The organism is Pseudomonas sp. GV105 (genome assembly GCF_003058185.1).
Classification (GTDB): domain Bacteria; phylum Pseudomonadota; class Gammaproteobacteria; order Pseudomonadales; family Pseudomonadaceae; genus Aquipseudomonas; species Aquipseudomonas veronii.
The window spans coordinates 235,423-256,268 of sequence record NZ_QBUF01000009.1 but is presented as its reverse complement, the minus strand read 5'-3'; the positions used below and the strand labels follow the sequence as shown (position 1 = coordinate 256,268).

Genomic DNA, 20,846 nt, shown 5'->3' with positions numbered 1-20,846 from the left:
AGCCATGTACGAAAAATACAAAACTGCGCAGAAGAAATTCTGGCATCCGATGAGTTCCAGCGCCCCGGCGCAGCGTGCCAAGACCTTGATCATTGCCCGTGGCGACGGCAACTACATCACCGACATCGACGGCCAGCGCATGCTCGACGGCGTGGGCGGCCTGTGGAACGTCAACATCGGGCACAACCGTGCGTCGGTCAAGGCCGCGATTGCCGCGCAACTCGACGAACTGGCGTATTACCAGACCTTCGACGGCATTGCCCATCCGCGGGTGTTCGACCTGGCCGAGCGGCTGACGTCGATGTTCGCCCAGGAGCAGATGACGCGTGTGCTGTTCAGTTCCGGTGGCTCCGATGCGGTGGAGACCGCACTGAAAATGGCCCGCCAGTACTGGATCGCCAGCGGCGAGCCGGGGCGCACGCGCTTTTTGTCCCTGCGCAACGGTTATCACGGCGTACACATGGGTGGCACGTCAGTGGGCGGCAATGGGGTTTATCACTACAACCACGGGCCGTTGTTGGCCGGATGCCATTTGCTCGACACCCCATGGTTGTATCGCAACCCTTGGGACTGCCGGGACCCGCAAGCGCTGACCGCACACTGCATTCGCCAGCTTGAAGATCAGATCGCCTTGCTGGGCGCGCAGACCATCGCCGCGTTGATCGCGGAACCGGTGCAAGGCGCCGGCGGCGTGATCGTGCCGCCGGACGACTACTGGAAGCGCCTGCGTGAGGTGTGCGACCGCCACGGCATTCTGTTGATCGCCGACGAAGTGGTCACCGGTTTCGGTCGCTCGGGCTGCATGCTCGGCAGCCGCGGCTGGGGTGTCGCGCCGGACATGCTGTGCCTGGCCAAAGGCATCACCGCCGGTTATATCCCGCTGGGCGCAACGATGTTCAATCAGCGCATCGTCGACGCGATTGAGCACGGCGAAGGCTTCAGCAACGTGATCATGCACGGCTACACCTACAGCGGGCATCCGACCGCCTGCGCGGCCGCCCTGGCGGTGCTGGATATCGTCGAAGCCGAGGACCTGCCGGGCAACGCCGCCAAGGTCGGCGGGCAATTGCTCGAACAGCTGCAAGCACTGACCGAGCGTTACGCCGTGGTCGGTGAAGTGCGCGGCAAGGGCCTGATGATTGCCCTCGACCTGGTGGCGGACAAAACCACCCGCGAACCGCTGAACCCGGCGGCCGGGCAGCCTTTGCGGATCGCTGACGCGGCACGCCGCGCCGGGGTGCTGGTGCGGCCGATCGGCAACAAAATCGTTCTTTCGCCACCGCTGACCCTCACGGGCGGGGAGGCCGAATTGATCGTCGCGGCGCTGGACACCGCGCTCGCCGCTTGCGGCTAGCCCTTGCGAGCCTGGCGCAGCGCGGCTGCGCCAGTGTTATGCGAATACCTAAGACAGCCTTTGAAGGTGCACCTCAAGGAGTTTCAACCATGCGGTATCCATCCCCTCCCTTTCGCCGCGGCACCCTGGCTGCCACATTGGCGCTTTGCGCCGTCGGCCAGGCCCATGCCTATGAGGTTTACAGCGACGAGAGCCGGCATCTCAACGCCGATATGACCGCCGTATTCGGTCAGTTCAACAGTCGCAAAAACTATGACGGCGCCCCGGGCGGTTCGACCTGGCGCGAAGGCTTCATCAAATACGGCTTGAGCGGCGACCAGGCCCTGGCAGGCAAAGGCACGGCCTATGGCGCGTTCGCGCTGGTCAGTTCCGCGACCTGGGGCGACGGTGATCCGGCCGGCAATACCCTCGGCACCGAACACACCACGAAAATTGAAGACGCTTACCTCGGTTGGCGTTCCGGCGACCTGTTTCCGGCACTGGGCAAGGACGGTGTGGATATTTCCGGTGGGCGCCAGGTGGTCAAGATCGGTCGTGGTTTCCTGATCAACGACGACGGGCCGAACCTGGGCAAGGGCCCGGCGGATGGCGCGCTGAACCGTGGCGGGGCCTTTTACCTGGCGGCGCGGCATGCCTTCGATCAAACCGCGGTCCTGCGCCTGGGCGGGCAGGAGGGCGTGCATGGCAGCGTGTTGTGGCTCAAGTCCGACAACCGCGCCCAGGCTGAAACCGAACTGGCCGCCGGCACCCTGGACTACACCGCCAAGCCCGGCACCCTGGGGTTGACCTGGGTGCATGGCATCGATGTGAACGAGCGCTGGGCCAGCGATTTTCAGCGCCAGCGCAAAGGCATGAATGTCTACAGCGTGCGCGGCGAAGGCGATGCCGGGCTGCCGAACGTCAGCCTGGCATTCGAGTATGCCTGGCAGGACAAAGACGCTGGGCCTGAAAAAGCCTGGTACGGCGAAGCCGGCTACACCTTTGCCGACATCGCCTGGGCGCCGAAGCTGACCTACCGCTACACGCGCTATTCGCAAAAATGGGACCCGCTGTTCACCGGGCTCAGCACGGGTTACGGCACCTGGTTCCAGGGCGAGGTGGCCTCCAACTATGCCGGCCCGTTCAACAGCAACACCGGTATCCATCACGTCGGTCTCAAGGCAACGCCATTGGAGAACCTGACGGTCGGCGCGCTGTACTTCGACTTCGACACGTTGCGCAAAAGCAATGCGCTGAACCTCGATGCGCGGGAGCTGGACGTCTACGTCGAGTGGGCCGTCAACCCGCACCTGATCGTCACGCCGCTGATCGGCCTCTACAAGCCGAAGCAGGACTCCACCAGCGGCGGCAACCAGACGGTCGGCAATGGCACCAACCTGTACAGCCAATTCACGGTCGCGGTGCCGTTCTGAGGTTGACGGCCGTCGCGTTCCTGACCCTCAGGACGCGGGGGCGCTCGGTGGGTTGCGCATGTTTTCGGCAATTCGCCGTGTGGTGTCCATCACCATTTCGATCACGGTTTCCTGACGCAGCAGCTTGAAGCTCTGGCTGCTGCCGACGGCGGACAGACTGCCAACCACCTCGTCCATATCCGGCCGGATGATGGGCGCGGCGATGCCGGTCAGGCCCAGGTTGAGTTCGTCGTGGGTCAGGCAGTAGCCGTCCTTGCGGATCTTTTTCGCGGCCTTGGAGAAGCTGGCCCAGTCGTATGGGCTGTCCGGGTCGTTGGCCATGTGTTCTTCGAACAGGCGTTGCAAGCGTCGACCTTTCTGAAAGGCGATCAGCACCTTGGATTGCGCGCCGCGAAAAAACGGCAGCGGGTGTCCGCGGCCAAAGGAGAAGTGGTAGGTGTCGCTGGGTTCGGCGATGTAGGTGTTGATGATGCGCCCGTCATAAAAAACGCTGGCGAACACGGCCAGGCCGGTCTGGGCGGACAGTTCGTGCATCAGCTCGCGCCCGGCGAGGAGGATGGGGTCGTACTGGCGCATCATCCAGTCCAGTTCGATCACGCGCGGCCCCAGGCCGTAGCTGCCGGCATCCACGCGGGTCAGCAGGCCGGCGTCACACAGGTCCTTGACGTAGCGATACACGGTGGCGCGCGACAGGCCCATGCGCTCGGCGATGGTGTCCGGATCGATCTTCAACGTCTGCGGACCGAACAGGTCCAGGACACTCAACAACTTGCTCAGACTGCTCATTTCGTTCCTAGAAAAGGGGATGGCACGCGGGTGAGCACTATAGGCACGCCCGCCCGCGCTGAAAAGACGGCCGGCCCGATGGGGGGCCGTCACGCCACACTATCGCAGTTAAGCGAAAAAGCAATCGTCGAAGCACTTTTCATAACCGATTAATTGGCATTTATCTCATAAATAGAGACAAATGGTAAAAAACAGCTTGTTTGATGTGGTTTTATGTGTGATAAATCTCATCAAAGAAGATGCTCAAGCGAGAGGGCTGATAATGAATGGTGCGCAACTGATAGTGAATGCGGCAGCGGCAAGCGGTATCGAGTACTGCTTCGCCAACCCGGGAACCACGGAGATCCCGCTGGTGGCGGCCATGGCCAGCGCGCCCGCCCTCAAGCCGGTGTTGTCGTTGTTCGAAGGCGTCTGTACCGGAGCGGCGGACGGTTACGGCCGCGTCGCCGGCAAGCCCGCGATGACGCTGACTCACCTGGGCCCGGGGTTTGCCAATGGCATCGCCAACCTGCACAACGCGCGGCGCGCCAACACGCCTATCGTCAATGTGATCGGTGACCACGCCTCATGGCACGTCAACTACGACCCGCCCCTGGCCAGCGATATCCAGGCCCTGGCCGGCACCGTGTCCGGCTGGGTTCGCACGTCGCGCACCGCCTCGGCGATCGGTGAGGACCTGCAGGAAGCTGTGCGTGCCGCCTGGCAAGCCAAGGGCCAGATCGCCAGCCTGATCCTGCCGATGGACCTGCAAGCCGCCGCGGTGACGCACAACGGTGTGTTCACGCGGATGCAGGCGCCGATCCGCCGCTTTGCCGGCGACCGTATCGAAGCGGTCGCGCAGGCCTTGCGTGATGGTCAGCGGCTGGTCTTCATCGTCGGCGATCAAGGCTTGTCGGTTGCCGGCCTGGAAGCGGCAGGGCGTCTGGCGCAATTGCCCGGCGTGCGGCTGTTCGCCGAAACCTTTCCCCGGCTCAGCTACCGGGGCGGCGGTCTGCCGGACCTGGACCGCCTGCCGTACTTCCCGGAAGTGGCCATCGAGATCCTCGAGCAGTACGACAAGGTGGTCTGTGCCGGTGTCCCGGAACCCATCAGTTACTTCGGCTACGAAGGTATTCCGTCGCGGCTGGCCGAACGTGAGCGCTTGCTGTCGCTGGCCGAAGTCGGCGACGACGTGGCCGGGGCGTTGACCGCGCTGGCCGACGCGCTGAATGCACCGGCTTATGTGCCGACCCCGCGGGGGATCGAGCTGCCGCCAGGCGAGGCCGCGTTGACGCCGCAGTCGGTCGGCCAAGTGTTGGCCGCAGCGCTGCCGGACGACTGCATTGTCTCGGTCGAAGGGGGCACTTGCGGCTATCCGTTTTTCACCGCCTCCGCCAGTGCGGCGCGGCACCGTGTGTTGACCAACACCGGCGGCGCGATTGGCCAGGGCATTCCGGTCGGGTTCGGCGCCGCGCTGGCGGAGCCCGGTACCCGGGTGTTTTGCCTGCAATCGGACGGCAGCGCGCAGTACACCATTCAAACCCTGTGGAGCATCGCCCGCGAGCAATTGCCGGTGGTGATCCTGATCGCCGCCAACCACCGCTACGCGATCCTGCAGAACGAACTGCGCCGTTTCGGCATGACCGAACTCGACCCGCAAGCCCTCAGCCTGACCGTGCTGGACCGTCCACGGATCGACTGGAAAGCCCTGGCCACCGGCTACGGCGTGCCGGCCCGTACCGTACACACCAATGCCGAACTGCAACGGGCGCTGGCCAATGCCGCCGCCGATGCGGGCCCTTGCCTGATCGAAATGGCACTGTGAAGGAGTCGATGATGAATCAGCTTGACGTGTTACCCGCCGTCCAGGCGTTCCTGTCTCAACCCGGCCGTCTGTTCATCGGCGGTACCTGGCAGGACGCGGCCAGCGGTCGCCGGTTCGTGGTGGAAAACCCTGCCACCGAAGAAACACTCACGGAAGTCGCGCGCAGCGACGAGCGCGATGTGGATGCCGCCGTAGCCGCCGCCCGCGCCGCATTCACGGGGGCTTGGGCGCAGCAGTCACCGGCCCAGCGCGGCGTGTTGCTGTTTCGCCTGGCGGACTTGCTCGACCAGCACCGCGAAGAGCTGGCGCAACTGATCACCCTGGAAAACGGCAAGCCGATTACCAACGCACGCGCCGAGGCGGCCAGCGCGGCCAGCATCCTTCGTTACTTCGCCGGTTGGCCGACCAAGATCGAAGGCAGCACGCTGCCGGTATCGCCGGCCAGCGGCGCACCGATGCTCAACTACACGTTGCGCGAGCCGGTGGGCGTCTGCGCCTTGATCGTGCCGTGGAACTTCCCGTTGAACATGTGCGTGTGGAAGCTCGGCCCGGCGCTGGCCACCGGCTGTGTGGCGGTGCTCAAGCCCGCCGAGCAGACGCCGCTGGTGGCGATCCGGCTGGTGCAGTTGATCGAGGCGGCGGGCTTCCCGCCGGGTGTGGTCAACCTGATCACCGGCTTGGGCGCCGAGACCGGCGCACCGCTGGCGCAGCATCCTGACGTGGACAAGATCGCCTTCACCGGCTCGACCCAGGTCGGGCGGCTGATCGCCCAGGCGGCCACCGGCAACATGAAGAAGGTCTCGCTGGAGCTGGGCGGCAAATCACCGAACATCATCTTGCCCGACGCCGACATCGTGCGCGCCGCCAAGGGCGCCGCCGATGGGATTTTCTACAACCAGGGCCAGGTGTGTACGGCGGCATCGCGTCTGTACGTACACGCCAGCGTGCTGGATCAGGTGCTCGAAGAATTGCAGCGCCACGCTGCCGCCCATGTCCTCGGCAACGGCCTGGACCCGGCCAACAGCATGGGCCCGCTGGTGTCCGCGCGGCAGCTGGATACGGTCAAGGGCTACCTGCAGCGCGGCCAGGAGGAGGGCGCCGAACTGATTTGCGGCGGCGGCCGCCCCGAGCACCTGGAACGCGGGCACTTCATCCAGCCGAGTGTGTTCCTCGATCGTGCCGAGCGTGCCTGCGTGGCCCGCGAAGAGATCTTCGGCCCGGTGCTCACCGTCATGAGCTGGACCGACGTCGATGACCTGGTGTTGCGCGCCAACGACTCGCCCTATGGCCTGGCCGCCGGCCTGTGGACCCGCGACTTGCGCTCGGCGCACCGCCTGGCGGCGCAGCTCCAGGCCGGTTCGGTGTGGATCAACTGTTGGAACGTGGTCGATGCGGCTTCGCCGTTCGGCGGCTACAAGCAATCCGGCTGGGGCCGGGAAATGGGCAAGAACGTTATCGACGCCTACACCGAGACCAAAAGTGTGTTTGTCGATCTCGGCTGAACAGAATAATCACAAGAGGAACTGCTATGGATCTGGAATTGAAAGGCCGCGTGGCAATCGTCACCGGAGGTGGCATGGGCATCGGCAAGGAAGTTGCGCGCTTTCTGTCCGAAGAAGGTTGCAAGGTGGTGATCTGCGCGCGGCGCATGGCGTTTCTCCAGCTGGCCGCCGAAGAGATCAGCGCGCAGACCGGCAACGAAGTACTGCCGCTGTTCTGCGACACCAACGATATGTCGGCCGTGTCGGAAATGGTCGCCGCCGCGCACAAGCACTTCGGCCGCATCGACATCCTGGTCAACGGTGCCGCGGCGCCGTCGGGCGTGGTGCGCAATGACATCGAGCATGCCGGCGACGACGAGTTGCTGTCGGACCTCAACACCAAAGTGATCGGCTACTTCCGCTGTGCCAAGGCCGTGACCCCGCACATGAAGGCGGGCGGTTTCGGCCGCATCATCAACATCGGCGGCCTCACCGGGCGCAGCAGCAAAGTCCTCTCGGGGATGCGCAACCTGGCGATCGCGCACATGACCAAAACCCTGTCCGACCAGTTGGGCGCGTTCGGCATCACGGTCAACCTGATCCACCCGGGCGTGGTCGACACCCCGCACATCCGCGAGCTGTACGAGCGCGAAGGGATCAAGCAGGGCAAGACCCCGGAGCAGGTCGAGCAGGGCTACATCGACGCAACGCCGATTCGCCGCACGCTGGCGCCCATTGAAATGGGCTGGCTGATCGGCTTCCTGGCGTCCCCCAAGGCTGGCGCGGTGACCGGTGAATCCATCGGCATCGACGGCGGCCTGACCCGTGGCATCTTCATCTGAGGAGTAACTGCGATGAGTAACGGAACCCTATTAGTCGCCACCGTCGGCCAGGCCGTGATCCGTAGCGCCGACGATGGCCGCAGTTGGCATCGTCTCGGCCTCGGGCAGGATCTGGAGTTCGATGCGATCACCCGTTCGCTGAGCTTTCACCCCGGCACGCCGGACGTGATTTATGCCGGCACCGACATTGGTTTGTGCGTCAGCCACGACACGGGCGGCCATTGGCAGCAGGTCGACACGCCGTTCAACGGGCAGACCGTGTGGAAGGTGGCGGTCGACCCGCAGGATGCTCTGCGGATATTCGTCGGCACCGGTGCGCCTTCGCGCGCCGAGCTGTGGCGCACCCTGGACGGCGGCCTGAGCTGGGATCGCGCGCCGGTGGAAATCCCGGAGTTCTGTGATGGCGTCAGTCGTCCACGGTTGCTGGCCTTCGCCTACGACCCCACCGACCGCAACCAGGTGTGGTTCGGCCTCGAGGAGGGCGGGTTGTTCCATTCGCGTAACGGCGGCGAAAGCTGGATGCGCGTCGATGATCGGCTGCTGTGGGACTTCAACTCGGACATCCACAACATCCTGGTCCTGCCCAATCACGGTGAGAAAGTCATCGTGGTGGTTTGCGTCAATGCGGTTTACCGCAGCCTCGATGAAGGGCTGACCTGGACCGGCATCGTCGCCCGCGAAGCGTTTGGCCTGTACTACGCGCGCGCCATGAGTGCGCCATTGGGCACGCAGGATACGCTGTACCTGAGCATCTCCGACGGCACGCCGGGCACCACCAGCAAGATCCTGGTCTCCCATGATGCCGCGCTCAGTTGGCAGGTGTTGCCGCTGCCGCAACAGCCCAATTCCTGTGTGTGGGCTATCGCCTTCAACCCGGCGAACCCTCGGCAAATCGTGGCGGGCACCAAGTACGGCCATTTGTTCACCTCCGAGAACGGCGGTGACGGCTGGCAGAAGCAGTGGCGCGAATTCAGTGAGATCGCTGACGTGCTGTGGACCCCCGCCGTGGCGCAGATCAAGGCGGGGCATCAATCCATCGTCAAGAAAAACTGAGGTAGTGCGTGATGAAAGTCGAAGTCCTTCGTACTCACTTATCGCTATGGGTGAGTGATCCAGATGTGTCAGCACTTTGGTACGCCGACATCCTGGGTATGCACGAAAGTGCCCGTGGCGAGAGCTGGGTGATGATGGCGTTTGGCACCAAGCACCACGACATTGCGTTGATTCGTGCCGAACCCGGCGCCCATCAGGGCGGGTTGGGGTTGCAGCACTACGGATTGGAAATCGCCGGCGACATGACCACCCTGCGCCAGCTCTACGGCATGTTGCTGAGCAAAGGCGTCGAGGTGGTGAAAATCACCGATCACGAAATCGGCCATGGCGTGTATTTCCACGATCCGGATTGTAATCGCATGGAATTCTTTCTCGAGACCGAGCACGACGACGCACTTGGCAAGGCCCGCTTCAAGGCCGCCGGCGCGCCGAGCCGGAACTTTAAACTCGACCCACTTTGAATAGAGGCAGCTCTGATGAAAACCGCGAATTTCGCCAGCTATCACATCCGTAAATGGTACAGCTTCATTGAAGAAACCCTGGCCAACGAAACCGGCCAGTTGGCCGATGGCGAACCTGTGTACAAGTACGCCATCGCCGCAGTGATTGCCAACCCCTATGCCGGCCGCTTCAGCCAGACGCTGGATGCATTGGTGGACGACTCGCCGTTGCTGGGCGAAGAGTTCGGCCGGCGCATCAACGCACTGGCCGGCGAGCACGAGATTGTCAGCTACGGCAAGGCTATCCTGGTGGGCACCGAGGGCGAGTACGAGCACGGCAACGCGTTCCTGACCAACCCTGCCGCCGATCCGATCCGTGTCGCGCTGGGCGGTGGCAAGTCGTGGGTGCCGTCCACTGGCAAACGTGGCGGTCCGGGTTCGACCGTTGACGTGCCATTGGCTCACAAGGACGCGCTGTATGTGCGCTCCCATTACGACAGCATGTCGCTGATGTTCGGTGACGGTCCTTCGCCGGACGAGATCGTTGTGATCTGGGCCTTCGCCACGCGCGGACGCCTGCATGCACGGCTCGGCGGTTTGCAGGCGGCGGATGTGCAAGGTCTCGACGGGCTGCACTGAGCCCGGGCGCAAGGCCTTGCGTGGCATCCGATCAAAACCACAACAAGAAAGCGGTGACTAGCGATGAAGCAGGACAAAACCCAGGTGGTCATTGTCGGCGGCGGCCCGAACGGGATCACCGCCGCACACTATATGGGGATGTACGGTATCGACTGCGTCGTCCTTGAACTGGCCGACGGCATCCTGCCTTATCCCCGCGCAGTCGGCATGGACGATGAAGCGCTGCGCGTGTTGCAGGGGATCGGCATTGCCGAGCTGGCCGCACGTGACATGATCTGCGATGTGCCGCTGCGCTATTACAACGCGCGCGGCGTGTGTTTCGCCGAGGTCAAGCCGAGCGTCGCGCAGTACGGTTGGCCGATGCGGAACATCTTCATGCAGCAATTGCTCGAAGGCACCCTGCGCGAACATCTCGTGCAGCACGCCAGCGTCCAATTGCGCCAGGGCCATGAACTGCTCGAACTGGAGCAGGACGAGCAGGGCGTGACCTTGCAGGTGCGCGATGCCCACGGCGAGCTCTACCAATTGCAGGCCGACTATGTGATTGGCGCCGACGGCGGGCGTTCCACCGTGCGCAAACAGTTGGGCGTCGAACTGCTCGGGCTCACGCATCCGCGCAAATGGGTGGTGGTCGATACGGCCAACGACACCCTGGATGCGCCGTACACCGCCCTGCATGCCGATCCGCAACGGCCCTTCGTGTGCATCTACCTGCCTTATCAGCAGCGGCGCTGGGAGTTCATGCTGCTGGAGGGCGAAGACGAAGCGAAGATGTGCGACGAGGCGACGATTCGTGAACTGATCCGCGGCCATATCGGCGCGGCCGTGGATCAGTTGAACGTCATCCGGATCCGCGCTTACACCCACCACTCCCGTGTTGCGGCGCGGTTTGTCCAGGGGCGGGTCGCGCTGGTCGGCGATGCGGCGCATATTTCGCCGCCCTGGGCCGGGCAGGGGCTCAATTCCGGCCTGCGCGACGTGGCCAACGTGGCCTGGAAACTGGCGGCGATCATTCAGGGCCGCGCGGCGCCGTCGATCCTCGCCAGCTACGACCAGGAACGCCGCGGCCACGCCACCGAGCTGGTGGCGCTGGCCGACAACATGGGCGCCGTGCTGGGGTTGACCAACCCGCTGATGGCCGGCGTGCGCGACTGGCTGTTCCAGGCGGTCAACAGTGTCGACAACCTGCGCTCGCACCTCTTGGAATTCAAGTTCAAACCCAAGGCCACCATCACCCAAGGCCTGGTCTATCACGAGCGTGCCGAGCTGCGCGAAGACGATCTGGTCGGGCAACTGTTCGTGCAGCCTTATATCGAAGATGCCCAGGGCCAACGTCGGCGCCTCGACGACATGCTGGGCAACTCGTATGCCGTGCTGGGTTACCGCACCAATCCCCGGGCGCCACTGAGCGAGGACATGGCCGCGTATTGGGCGCGTTGGAACACGCGCTTTATCCAGGTCAACCGTTCGCGCAGCGGCGTGGGGCGCAACCAACCGCTGACGGCGATGGACGCGATCAGTGTGGAGGACGTGGATAACCGGCTGGGCGAGTGGTTCTCCAAGGTGCGCGACTGCATCGTCGTGGTGCGTCCGGACCGCTTTGTCGCGGCCATTACCACCCCAGAGCGGCTGGACGGTGTATTGCGCAAGCTGGCGGAGCAACTGTCATGAGCACGTCCGACGATGTACTCGGCCAACTGCGCCAAGCGAGGCTCAGCGCTCATGCCATAGCGCCTTTGGCACCGCAGGCGCTGGACCGGCAGCAAGGCTACGCGCTGTTGCGCCAGACCCTGGAGCGACGCGTGGCCGCCGGGGAGAAACCGAGCGGCTGGAAGGTCGCCTTCGCTGGCCGAGCCGCGCAAGCACGCTTTGCTCTCGACGAACCGGTGTACGGCGGCCTCACGGATGCGATGCAGGTTGAGCCGGGGAGCGCGGTGCCGTTGGCGCGGCTGATCCAGCCCAAGCTGGAGGTCGAACTGGCGTTCGTCTTCGGGCACGCGCTGGCGCCGGGGGACTACCGCGACCAGGACATTCTGACGGCCATCGCCGAGGTGGCGCCCGCGTTCGAAATCGCCGACTGCCGATGGCAAGGCTGGCGTTTCGGGCTTGGCGCCTTCCTCGCCGATAACGCGGCGGCGGGGCTTTACTGTGTGGGGCCGAGGTCGCCGTTCGAGCCGCAACAGCATGCCTGCGTGCCCTATCGTCTGGAGCACGAAGGGGTTCACCTGGGCAGCGGCGATACGCAGGCTCGGGAAGACAACCCCCTGTTCAATCTGTGCTGGTTGGTGCGCCGGCTCCTGGCGGACGGTCACCGTATCGAGGCTGGGCAGGTGGTGCTGTCGGGCGCGTTGCTGGCACCGATCGATATACAGCCGGGAACCTATCGTCTGCAGATGCTTGGCACGGAACTGGCTTTGGTTTTCCAGGCGGACACTGTGCCCGTGTGAATGCCAGCTGCCGTCAGGGATGACTGAGCCCCCTTCAGGCCAATGACCAGACACAGGCCGCCGAGGAACGACGAATATGCTCGCTGAAGTCCGAACCTTCAATGATCCTCAACAGCACGCCGGCTCGATCCAGGGCTGGCAGCAGATCTACGACCAACTGGGCCGTGGCTGTCTCACCAGTGAACTGCGCCAGTTGTCCTGCGATCGCTTCCAGATTTTCCAGGAGGTGCTGGACAAGCGAGTGGTGCAGCATGGTTCCTCGCCCAAAGGCCGGTTGTGCGCCGCCATGTCATTGGGCAGCTCGCCGGTGGTGCAAGGGCAGCAAGTGGACGCGCAGAGCGTGGTGCTGCTGCGCGATTCAGAGGAGTTCGTATTGCATGCCCCGGAAGGCACGCATTTTTTCGCGATCAACGTCGACGCAGTACGCTTTGCCAAACTGGCGGCTTTCGAATTATCCGGCGAGCAGCTTAAACGCCTGACCACTGTGTCTCAGCTGCGTGTGGATGAGGCGTTACTGCTGCGTATACACCAGCGTATTCACCCGTTGTTTCGTCACCTTTTGGAACATACCGACGCGATCAGCGCCGTTTCGGAAAAGATCCTGGAAGATGAGCTGCTCGGCACCTTCCTGGACCTGTTCACCCATGCCAGCGACGAGGTGCGTTGCCGGCGCGGCAATTTCGCCGTCAGTGCCTACCTAGTCCGGCGTTGCCAGGAGTTGATCGTTGCCAGTGGCGATACCCCGTTGAGCATCCTCGACCTGTGCGAGCAATTGCGCGTCAGCCGCAGGACCCTGCAGAACAGTTTTCAGGCGGTGACCGGCCTGCGCCCGGTCGAGTACCTGCGCAATCTGCGCCTCAACGCGGTCCGGCGGCGGTTGATCGCGACCGCGGCCAGCGAGAAAAACGTCGGTGAGGTCGCCGTGGCCATGGGCTTTTTTCACCTGAGTCACTTCGCGGCGCATTACCGCGAATTGTTTGGCGAGTCGCCCTCGGAAACGCGCAGGGCCGAGCGCTGATGCGCGATCAGTCTGCCGCTTCGCCAAGCCCGGGGTTCACGCGCTTGCCGATGTCCTTGAGCCGCGCCAGTTGGTCGATCATCGAGGGGGCTTCATCCAGGCAACTGACGAAAGTCCACAGGTAAGTCATCACCGCATAGATATGCCCGGCTTTTACGGCCGGCGACAATGCCAGTTGCGTGATGGCAACCACAAACAGCAGCGCCGCCAGGATGCCAATGAACAGGAAGGCGATGGCCTCACGGTCCGACAAGCGGATGCGCAGTCGCGACAGCAGGTGATAATGACGGTGCAGGGTATGCGCGCCGACGGCTTCCACCATGCCGATTTCCTTTTCCAGGCGATTGTTCAAGCGCTCATGCAAGCGCTGGTTACGCCGGGCGAAGCCGGGCATCACGGTGACGCATAGCAGCAGCGCGAGCAGGCATGCCACGCCAACCCAAGGCTCGATCACCAGCAACATGCCGGCCGCGCCAATGATCGAGACCAGCGCGGTGGCGATGATCGGCACGTGCTTCTCGAAAAAGTCGACAAAGTCCCGCGCCAGCACCACCCGCGCCGCCGCCTTGGACGTGCTCTGGCGTTCCAGGCGCTGATTGAGGATCACCGGCACCGCAAGATCTGCGTAGATGCGCGTAAAGGTGCGCGTATCCAGCGCGCGCCGCGCCGCCCCCACCACCCAGAACCCCAGCACCACGCCGGCATAGAGCAATGCGCTGGCGGCATCGCCACGGATGATTGAGTCCACGGCAAACCCGGCAAACAGCGGGTAGGCGAGCAGCAGTGCATTTTCCAGCGCCACCAGCGACAAGGTCGCGAACAGCTTGCCGGGGTAGGCCCTGGCAATGGCCTTGAGGGTCTGGCTGGCGGATTGCTGACCGAGCTTTTTACTTTCTTCGAGCACAATCCTAGGGGTTACGGACGGCATGGGCCACCTGTCGAGCGCATCATGGGAGGATAGATACCGCGGGCGACGCCGAGCAGATAGCGCGCCTCCTCGGTCATCAATAACAAGTTGATCTGCACTTCTTCGATAACGATTTCCAGGGCGATCAATATGCAAATGGCCGGCGCTGTAATCAGCCAGTGACAATAAGACTGTGTGATCAACGACGCGCACACACCAATCAACCACAACGCCAATACGCAATGCGGCGCGTACTTCTGCAGGGGAATCCAGAAGCGCTGCAACTTTCGCAGTTTGAGTGTGTAGAGCGTCAGTGACGCTTCCAGCTGTTTCGAGTCAACAAGGGGGCGAGCGGAATGCAGAGTCGGCATAACAATTGTCCGCGTAAAACATTGAACGTCATTTGCCAGGTGTTGCTTCATTATCCCGGCGCCCGTGGCCTGGAAGGGTTTGATTGAACCAGGCAAGATTGATTGCTGTGACTTCGACCCATTCGCCCTGAGTTGGCATCCTTTCGCAGCTCTTGAACGCGATACAACGTCCTTGTGAGTTCAATAAGGCAAAGTGGCGATATTTCGTGGCTCTATTAACTATAAAAATAGAGAGGCGCATGCCATCACCTTTGTCGGTTTGAATATTCAAGCGGGTTTGGCGTTATATGCAGTTACACCTCAGTAGACTCCGTGTAGGTATCCAGGCTTTGCGTTGTTGTTGGCCAACTGAGTTCAAACACGGTGCCGCCATTAATCGATGTCCGACAGCTCACCGTGCCGCCATGGGCGATGGCAATCGCGCGCACCACGGCCAGGCCCAGCCCACTGCCTCCCTGGGCACGGGAGCGAGAACTTTCGCCGCGCTGGAACGCATCGAAAATATGCGTCGCGAACGCATCGTCCACCCCCGGCCCTTCATCCGTGACTCTCAGGAAGTTGCGCGAGCGTTGGCTGCCGAGTTGCACCCAGACGTTGCCCGGCGTCGCATGCCGGCGGATGTTGTCCAGCAGCGCCAGCAACGCCTGGCGAATCCGCGCGCGGTCACAGCGTATCGGGCCTTTGAGCAGGTCCAGGTGCAGCACGAAGCCGGCGCTGCGCAGGCTCGATTCGAACAACCGTGCTTCGGCTTCCAGGTCGGCGGCCAGGTCGGCGTAGTCGGGTTCGAGCTTGAGGTAGCCGCTGTCTCCCAGGCCGACCACGCGCAGGTCTTCAACCAGGCGCGTCAACCCTTCCACTTGCGTCAGCAGGCTGTAGAACTGCGCGGTGTCCGGCTCGAACACACCTTCGGCCAGCCCCTGCAGGCGGCCGCGCAAGATGGTCAGCGGCGTGCGCAACTCATGGGCGATCGCTGCGTTCCAGAACGCCTGTTCTTCGGCCATGCGTTTCAATCGGTTGGCCATGCTGTTGAAGTCATCCACTAATAAGGCGGCTTCGCCCAAGGATTGATCCGGCGCCACTGCGCGGGCATCCAGGTCGCCATCGGCCAGCCTGCGCAGGCTGGCCGCCACCGAGTTCAAGGGCATCAGAATGCGCCGGGACAACTTGATCGCCGCTGCGACGCCGACGCCCAGGCTGACGCAGGTGATCAGGCTCATCCAGGCCCACTCCATGCCGCTGGGCAGCCACTCATCCATTTCCGCGTCGCTCAGCGGAGCAAACGACCACAGCAGCCCATAAAAGACATAGGTCCCGACAATCGCCAGGGTTATCACACACAGGACCACGGCCGACATCGACAGGATAATCTGCCGACTCAAGCTGTTGGCGCCTTTCATGGCAGGCTCCCGAACCGGTAGCCGACCCCGCGGATACTGGCCGGTACGCCTTGCAGTCCGAGGTCCTCGATTTTCCTGCGTAATTTGCTGATATGGCTGTCGACCGTGCGCTCCAGGCTGTCGCTCTCGGGCGAACAGAGGGCCAGCAACTCGGCGCGGCTGAACACGCGCCGGGGCGCCTTTGCCAATTGCGCGAGTAACTTGAATTCGGTCACGGTCAGGTTCAATGGGTGTTTCTGCCCATCGATGCTGACGCTCACGTCATGGTTGTCGATGTCGATTTCGAAGGCGTCCACGCGCAGCACGCTGCGCCCCGTCAAATAGCCATTGTCGATGCAGCGGCGCAGCACCGCCTGGGTTCTGGCGACGACCTCGGCCGGGTTGAACGGCTTGACGATGTAATCGTCGGCGCCAATACGCAGCCCCATGAGTTTGTCCACGTCCTGGTCCTGTGCGGTCAGCATGATGACCGGCGTGTTGCCGCGGTGACGAACCTCCGCCAGTACCATCCAGCCATCCAGTTTCGGCATCAGTACATCGAGCAGCACCAGGTCGGGCTTGAGCGTTTGATGCAGTTCGAGTGCGCGACGGCCATCCTGCGCATGCGCGGTTTGAAAGCCGGCGCGTTTGAGATAGGCCGTGAGGATGTCGGCGATTTCCGGTTCGTCTTCGGCGATCAGGATCAGTGCCTGATTAGCGGTTGATGCAACGAGTGATTCGGTCATGTTCTGCTCGGTCGATGTGCCCTGTGCTACCGGGCCATGCTGCAACGGCGCGCGGTTTTCTGGCAACGGGTTGGATGATGCACGGCAAGCATGCACTTTCAGCGTAGGTTTTATGGAGAAATGATGGAGACGCAGGTTTATTTTTCGTCGCGCGGGGGAGGGGGGTGAACGCTGCCTGATGCGGCGCGTTCAGGCGAAGCTGATGCGGTCGCTGTAGGCGTTCTGCACAATCTTGCGCTGGTAGTCACAGGGCGTCGTACTGACCAGCTTCTTGAAGTCGCGCAGGAAGTGTGACTGATCGGAGAAGCCCAGGTCCAGCGCCAGTTCCGAGAAGGATACATCGTGCTGGGTATTCAATGTTTCCAGGGCCGCCTGGCAGCGAATGATGCGGCAAAAGATCTTCGGCGACATGCCGGTGTCCTGGCTGAACTGGCGATGGATGGTGCGGCTGGTGTAGCCGCTGAGGTCTTCAAGCTGCTGAATGCGCAGGTCACCGCGATGCACCAGGGCCTGTTGAATCACCATCGCCGTCAGTTTCGAGGTCCTGCCCATCAGGCGCGGGGCCAGGTAGTCATTGAACAGCCTCATCTGCTCTTCCAGCCGTGGGGTTTGCACGATGTTCTCGAACATGCGCTGGGCAAACCCCGAGACCTTGAGCAGATCCAGCTCCTGTTCGGTCAGGTCCGCGGCCAGCACATTGATGAAGCCTGGAATGACCCCCGGTGAAAAGCGCACGCCAAAGTAGTGATGATGCTGGTGCAGTTCGACGCGCTGCGCCTCCAGCGGCGTGCCGCAGATCCGCACGGTGGGACGTGTGGCATCGCAGTCGAAAACGATGTCCACGCAGCCATCCGGCACCGCCAGCACATCGGTCGATTGGGCGACATCGAAGGCATAGAAATGCGAGATCGCCGGGTGTTCGGAAGGCATCACCGAATACCGCGATGAGTTGAGTACGAACCAGGGCTGTTCGTAGGCGGTTGGGTGCCGCGGCCTCGGCGCACACAGGTTGACCATGACGGAACCTTCGATTGGCAATATGCGCGAATATTCAGGCATTTATCGCGCCAACTCAGGTGCCCGCGGCAAGCGCCGATGTCCGAAATTTACAATACCGCCGATAAGCCCAGCCCGATACTCGGACTCGACAGCGTGGGAGCCGCGCCTACCGCAGCGATATCACCTTCAGCCCGAGAATAATTATGTCCACGACTACAAAAATAGACTTCATCTACCTGTCCGAGCAGGACATGATCCGCGCTGGCGTCACCGACATGCTTGCCTGTGTCGACACCATGGAAGAGATGTTCGGCCTGCTGTATATCGGCGACTACCGCATGGCGGGCCCGAACAACGATTCCCACGGCGCGATGGTGATTTTCCCCAAGGAATCACCATTCCCGAACATGCCCAAACCCACCGCTGACCGACGCATGATGGCGATGCCGGCCTACCTGGGCGGCAACTTCTGCACCGCCGGCGTGAAGTGGTACGGCTCCAATATCGCCAACCGCGACAAAGGCCTGCCGCGCTCGATCCTGATGTTCACGCTCAACGACCCCGACACGGGCGCACCGCTGGCGCACATGTCGGCCAACCTGCTGTCGGCGTATCGCACCGGCGCGATTCCCGGCGTGGGCGCGCGCCACCTGGCCCGCAAGGATGCCAAAGTCGTCGGCCTGCTGGGCCCGGGGGTGATGGGCAAGACCACGCTGGCCGCTTTCATCGCGGTGTGCCCGCAGATCGATACCTTGAAGATCAAGGGACGCGGCGAGAAAAGCCTCAACGATTTTATTGCCTGGGTAAAGCAAACCTACCCACAGGTGACCACGATAAAAGTCGTCGACACCCTCGAAGATGTGGTCCGCGACGCCGACCTTGTTACTTATTGTAGCTCCGGTGAGGTCGGCGACCCCTCGAACTACCCAATCATTAAGCGTGAGTGGGTCAAACCGGGCGCCTTCATGGCGATGCCGGCGTCCTGCTCCCTGGATGAAGGCATGGAGAGCTCCGAGGTGCGCAAGGTGCTGGATAACACCGGCCTCTATGAAGCCTGGTTCGAAGAGTTGCCCAAGCCCGCGCACCACTGCGTGCCGGTGATCGGTGTGCGGTTCATGGACATGATCGCCGAAGGCAAGATGCAGCGCGACGAGCTCGAAGACATCGGCAAGATCGTTGCCGGCGATGCCCAGGGCCGCCGGAACGACGAAGAGATCATCATCATGTCGGTGGGCGGCATGCCCGTGGAAGACGTGGCCTGGGGCACGGTGGTGTATCGCAATGCCATCGCAAAAGGCATCGGCGTGAAACTGAATCTGTGGGAAACCCCCGCGTTGCGCTAAGCCACCCTTATCCATCTGAAGAGGCAACGACATGACCAAAATCATCAAGCTCAAGACCGGTTCCCCGTTTGAAGACCAAGCCAGCTATTCACGCCTGGTGGTGGTGGACAACTGGATCTATGTCTCCAATACCGCAGGCCGCAACCCTCAAACCAAGTTGATCCCCGAGGACATCCTCGAACAGACGCATCAGGTATTCGCCAACATCGAAACGGCCCTCGCCGCCGTCGACGCCAGCCTGGCCGATGTGGTGTGCTCGCGGGTGTTCATCCAGGACCCCAAGGACGTTCCGGCGGTCATGGGCCTGATCGGCGAGAAGTTTCGCGGTGTCGATCCGGCCAGTACCGTGACCTGCCCGCCGTTGGGCTCGACGGTCTACAAGGTGGAACTGGAAGTGACGGCCTATCGCAACGCCTCCAAGGCGCAGGTCGAAGTCATCCGCCTGTCGCAATGACCGCTACGCGGCCGTGCGCTTGCGCGGCCGACCTCAATCGCTCACAGAGTCTTGATCATGGCCCCGACTATAGCGCCCGTGAACACGTCAACCACGTTCCCCTTCGCGACGTCCGTCGTCATCATTGGCGGCGGGATCATCGGCTTGACGGCTGCGCTGACATTGGCCGAACGCAATATCGCGGTGGTGGTGCTGGAAAAAGGCCGTATCGCCGGCGAACAGTCCTCACGCAACCTCGGCTGGGTGCGCAAGACCAGCCGGCACGCCGCCGATATCCCCTTGGCCCTCGCCGCAGATCGCTTGTGGGCGCAGATGCCTGAGCGGGTCGGCGCCGACGTCGGGTATCGGCAAGAGGGCATCATGTTCCTGGGCCGCAACGAGGCGCAGATGGCGATGCATGAAAGCTGGCTGAAATCGGTCGAACATCTGTCCCTCGACTCGCGGTTGCTGAGCCAGCGCGAGATCGCGCAACGGGTGCCGGGAGGCGTGGCTGACTGGGCCGGCGGTATCTTTACGCCATCCGATGCGCGGGCCGAGCCGACCCTGGCCAGCAGTGCGATCGCCAAGGCGGCCATGGCCAAGGGCGTGGTGATCATCGAGCAGTGTGCGGTGCGTACACTGCAGATGTCCGCCGGCAAGGTCAGTGGGGTGGTCACTGAAAAGGGTGAGATTCGCTGCGATCAGGTATTGCTGGCCGGGGGGATGTGGTCGCGGCGCTTTTTGGGCAACCTCGGCGTGGCGTTGCCGACCTTGGCCTTGACCTGTTCGGTGCTGCGCACGCATCCGATGGATGGGCCTACGGAAATCGCCGTAGGCGCGCCGGACTTTTCCTTTCGCAAGCATAAGGACGGCGGTTTCATCATTACCCAACGCGGCAAATTGGACGCCTACCTGACCCTCGATCACCTGTTGCTCGCCAAGCAATACATGCCGCAGTTTCGCGCGCAGCGCAGCGTGTTGAACGTGTCGCTGGGCAAGTATTTCTTTAACGACCTGGCGCTGGCCCGGCGTTGGTCGGCCGACAGTATCAGCCCGTTCGAACGGGTGCGGGTGCAGGACCCGGCCGCCAACCCGCGGCTCAACAACGATGCGATGAACAACCTCAAGGCCGCCTGGCCGGTATTCGAGCAGGCGCGGATCGCCCAGGCCTGGGCGGGCACCATCGACGTGACGCCGGACTCGAACCCGGTGATTGGGCCGGTCGCGCAAATTCCCGGGTTGACCGTCGCCACCGGTTTCTCGGGGCACGGTTTCGGTACCTCGCCGGCGGCCGGCCATCTGGCGGCGGATATCGTCAGCGGGGATACCCCGATCATCGATCCGAGCCCGTATCGTTTCGATCGTTTCTAAGCCGGCCCAAGCCCAGCCTTCATG

General features: G+C 62.8%; 20 protein-coding genes. 14 read left to right on the top strand and 6 right to left on the bottom strand.

The genetic code is table 11. From position 1 onward, the window contains the following. The first annotated feature begins 4 nt into the window (after nt 1-4). The gene (locus tag C8K66_RS19560; RefSeq protein ID WP_046384092.1) at nt 5-1,354 is read left to right on the top strand and encodes an aminotransferase class III-fold pyridoxal phosphate-dependent enzyme; all 1,350 of its coding nucleotides are present in this window, start codon (nt 5-7) and stop codon (nt 1,352-1,354) included. Between the two features lie 89 nt (nt 1,355-1,443). Then, nucleotides 1,444-2,766, top strand: a complete 1,323-nt coding sequence (locus C8K66_RS19555) for a hypothetical protein (RefSeq protein ID WP_169864809.1) — start codon at nt 1,444-1,446, stop codon at nt 2,764-2,766. A gap of 27 nt (nt 2,767-2,793) precedes the next feature. Here C8K66_RS19555 and C8K66_RS19550 read toward each other — a convergent pair whose 3' ends face one another. Beyond that, a complete protein-coding gene (locus C8K66_RS19550) occupies nt 2,794-3,552 on the bottom strand; it encodes an IclR family transcriptional regulator (protein ID WP_046384091.1) in 759 nt (252 codons plus the stop codon). A 262-nt stretch (nt 3,553-3,814) separates the two neighbouring features. Between C8K66_RS19550 and C8K66_RS19545 the strand changes: the two genes are divergently transcribed. The 9 genes from C8K66_RS19545 to C8K66_RS19505 all read left to right on the top strand — a co-directional run bounded on the left by C8K66_RS19545 (nt 3,815) and on the right by C8K66_RS19505 (nt 13,276). Then, nucleotides 3,815-5,356: an acetolactate synthase large subunit gene (locus C8K66_RS19545; RefSeq protein ID WP_057004878.1), complete on the top strand. Its 1,542-nt coding sequence runs from the start codon at nt 3,815-3,817 to the stop codon at nt 5,354-5,356. An 11-nt stretch (nt 5,357-5,367) separates the two neighbouring features. Next, the gene (locus C8K66_RS19540; protein ID WP_108525701.1) at nt 5,368-6,858 is read left to right on the top strand and encodes an aldehyde dehydrogenase family protein; all 1,491 of its coding nucleotides are present in this window, start codon (nt 5,368-5,370) and stop codon (nt 6,856-6,858) included. A 26-nt stretch (nt 6,859-6,884) separates the two neighbouring features. Beyond that, nucleotides 6,885-7,679 (top strand): SDR family NAD(P)-dependent oxidoreductase, encoded by a 795-nt coding sequence (locus C8K66_RS19535; protein ID WP_017846967.1) that lies wholly within the window; start codon nt 6,885-6,887, stop codon nt 7,677-7,679. Between the two features lie 12 nt (nt 7,680-7,691). Further along, nucleotides 7,692-8,732 (top strand): YCF48-related protein, encoded by a 1,041-nt coding sequence (locus C8K66_RS19530; RefSeq protein ID WP_046384088.1) that lies wholly within the window; start codon nt 7,692-7,694, stop codon nt 8,730-8,732. An 11-nt stretch (nt 8,733-8,743) separates the two neighbouring features. Beyond that, a complete protein-coding gene (locus C8K66_RS19525) occupies nt 8,744-9,193 on the top strand; it encodes a VOC family protein (protein ID WP_046384087.1) in 450 nt (149 codons plus the stop codon). 15 nt (nt 9,194-9,208) lie between these two features. Further along, entirely contained in the window at nt 9,209-9,811 is a 603-nt protein-coding gene (locus C8K66_RS19520; protein ID WP_108525699.1) for an amino acid synthesis family protein, read from the top strand. Between the two features lie 63 nt (nt 9,812-9,874). Next, the gene (locus C8K66_RS19515) at nt 9,875-11,482 is read left to right on the top strand and encodes a bifunctional 3-(3-hydroxy-phenyl)propionate/3-hydroxycinnamic acid hydroxylase (protein ID WP_046384085.1); all 1,608 of its coding nucleotides are present in this window, start codon (nt 9,875-9,877) and stop codon (nt 11,480-11,482) included. Continuing rightward, nucleotides 11,479-12,258 carry a 2-keto-4-pentenoate hydratase gene (locus C8K66_RS19510; RefSeq protein ID WP_108525697.1) on the top strand — a complete coding sequence of 260 codons (780 nt, stop codon included), beginning with the start codon at nt 11,479-11,481 and terminating at the stop codon, nt 12,256-12,258. Before C8K66_RS19515 ends, C8K66_RS19510 begins: the two co-directional genes overlap by 4 nt. Nucleotides 12,259-12,334: 76 nt before the next feature. Further along, complete coding sequence (locus C8K66_RS19505) at nt 12,335-13,276, top strand: helix-turn-helix domain-containing protein (protein WP_046384083.1); 942 nt, start codon at nt 12,335-12,337, stop codon at nt 13,274-13,276. A 7-nt stretch (nt 13,277-13,283) separates the two neighbouring features. On the opposite strand, the gene C8K66_RS19500 is transcribed toward C8K66_RS19505, so the two are convergent. The 5 genes from C8K66_RS19500 to C8K66_RS19475 form a co-directional block, all read right to left on the bottom strand. Further along, nucleotides 13,284-14,204, bottom strand: coding sequence for an ABC transporter six-transmembrane domain-containing protein (locus tag C8K66_RS19500; protein ID WP_046384082.1), 921 nt, complete (start codon nt 14,202-14,204; stop codon nt 13,284-13,286). Continuing rightward, complete coding sequence (locus tag C8K66_RS19495) at nt 14,192-14,554, bottom strand: hypothetical protein (RefSeq protein WP_046384081.1); 363 nt, start codon at nt 14,552-14,554, stop codon at nt 14,192-14,194. The genes C8K66_RS19500 and C8K66_RS19495 overlap by 13 nt, the downstream gene beginning before the upstream one ends. A 293-nt stretch (nt 14,555-14,847) precedes the next feature. Further along, the gene (locus C8K66_RS19485) at nt 14,848-15,951 is read right to left on the bottom strand and encodes an ATP-binding protein (protein ID WP_046384080.1); all 1,104 of its coding nucleotides are present in this window, start codon (nt 15,949-15,951) and stop codon (nt 14,848-14,850) included. Further along, a complete protein-coding gene (locus C8K66_RS19480; protein ID WP_046384079.1) occupies nt 15,948-16,676 on the bottom strand; it encodes a response regulator in 729 nt (242 codons plus the stop codon). The genes C8K66_RS19485 and C8K66_RS19480 overlap by 4 nt, the downstream gene beginning before the upstream one ends. A 189-nt stretch (nt 16,677-16,865) precedes the next feature. Next, nucleotides 16,866-17,693 (bottom strand): helix-turn-helix domain-containing protein, encoded by an 828-nt coding sequence (locus C8K66_RS19475; RefSeq protein ID WP_026140022.1) that lies wholly within the window; start codon nt 17,691-17,693, stop codon nt 16,866-16,868. Between the two features lie 185 nt (nt 17,694-17,878). Here C8K66_RS19475 and C8K66_RS19470 point away from each other — a divergent pair, with 185 nt between their 5' ends. Genes C8K66_RS19470 through C8K66_RS19460 form a run of 3 tightly spaced genes read left to right on the top strand, consistent with a single transcriptional unit; the run spans nt 17,879 to nt 20,822 of the window. After that, nucleotides 17,879-19,018 carry a tyramine oxidase subunit B gene (locus C8K66_RS19470; RefSeq protein ID WP_108525695.1) on the top strand — a complete coding sequence of 380 codons (1,140 nt, stop codon included), beginning with the start codon at nt 17,879-17,881 and terminating at the stop codon, nt 19,016-19,018. A gap of 31 nt (nt 19,019-19,049) precedes the next feature. Then, nucleotides 19,050-19,472 (top strand): RidA family protein, encoded by a 423-nt coding sequence (locus C8K66_RS19465; RefSeq protein WP_017846980.1) that lies wholly within the window; start codon nt 19,050-19,052, stop codon nt 19,470-19,472. A 57-nt stretch (nt 19,473-19,529) separates the two neighbouring features. Beyond that, nucleotides 19,530-20,822, top strand: coding sequence for an FAD-binding oxidoreductase (locus tag C8K66_RS19460; RefSeq protein WP_079443277.1), 1,293 nt, complete (start codon nt 19,530-19,532; stop codon nt 20,820-20,822). Nucleotides 20,823-20,846 lie beyond the last annotated feature (24 nt).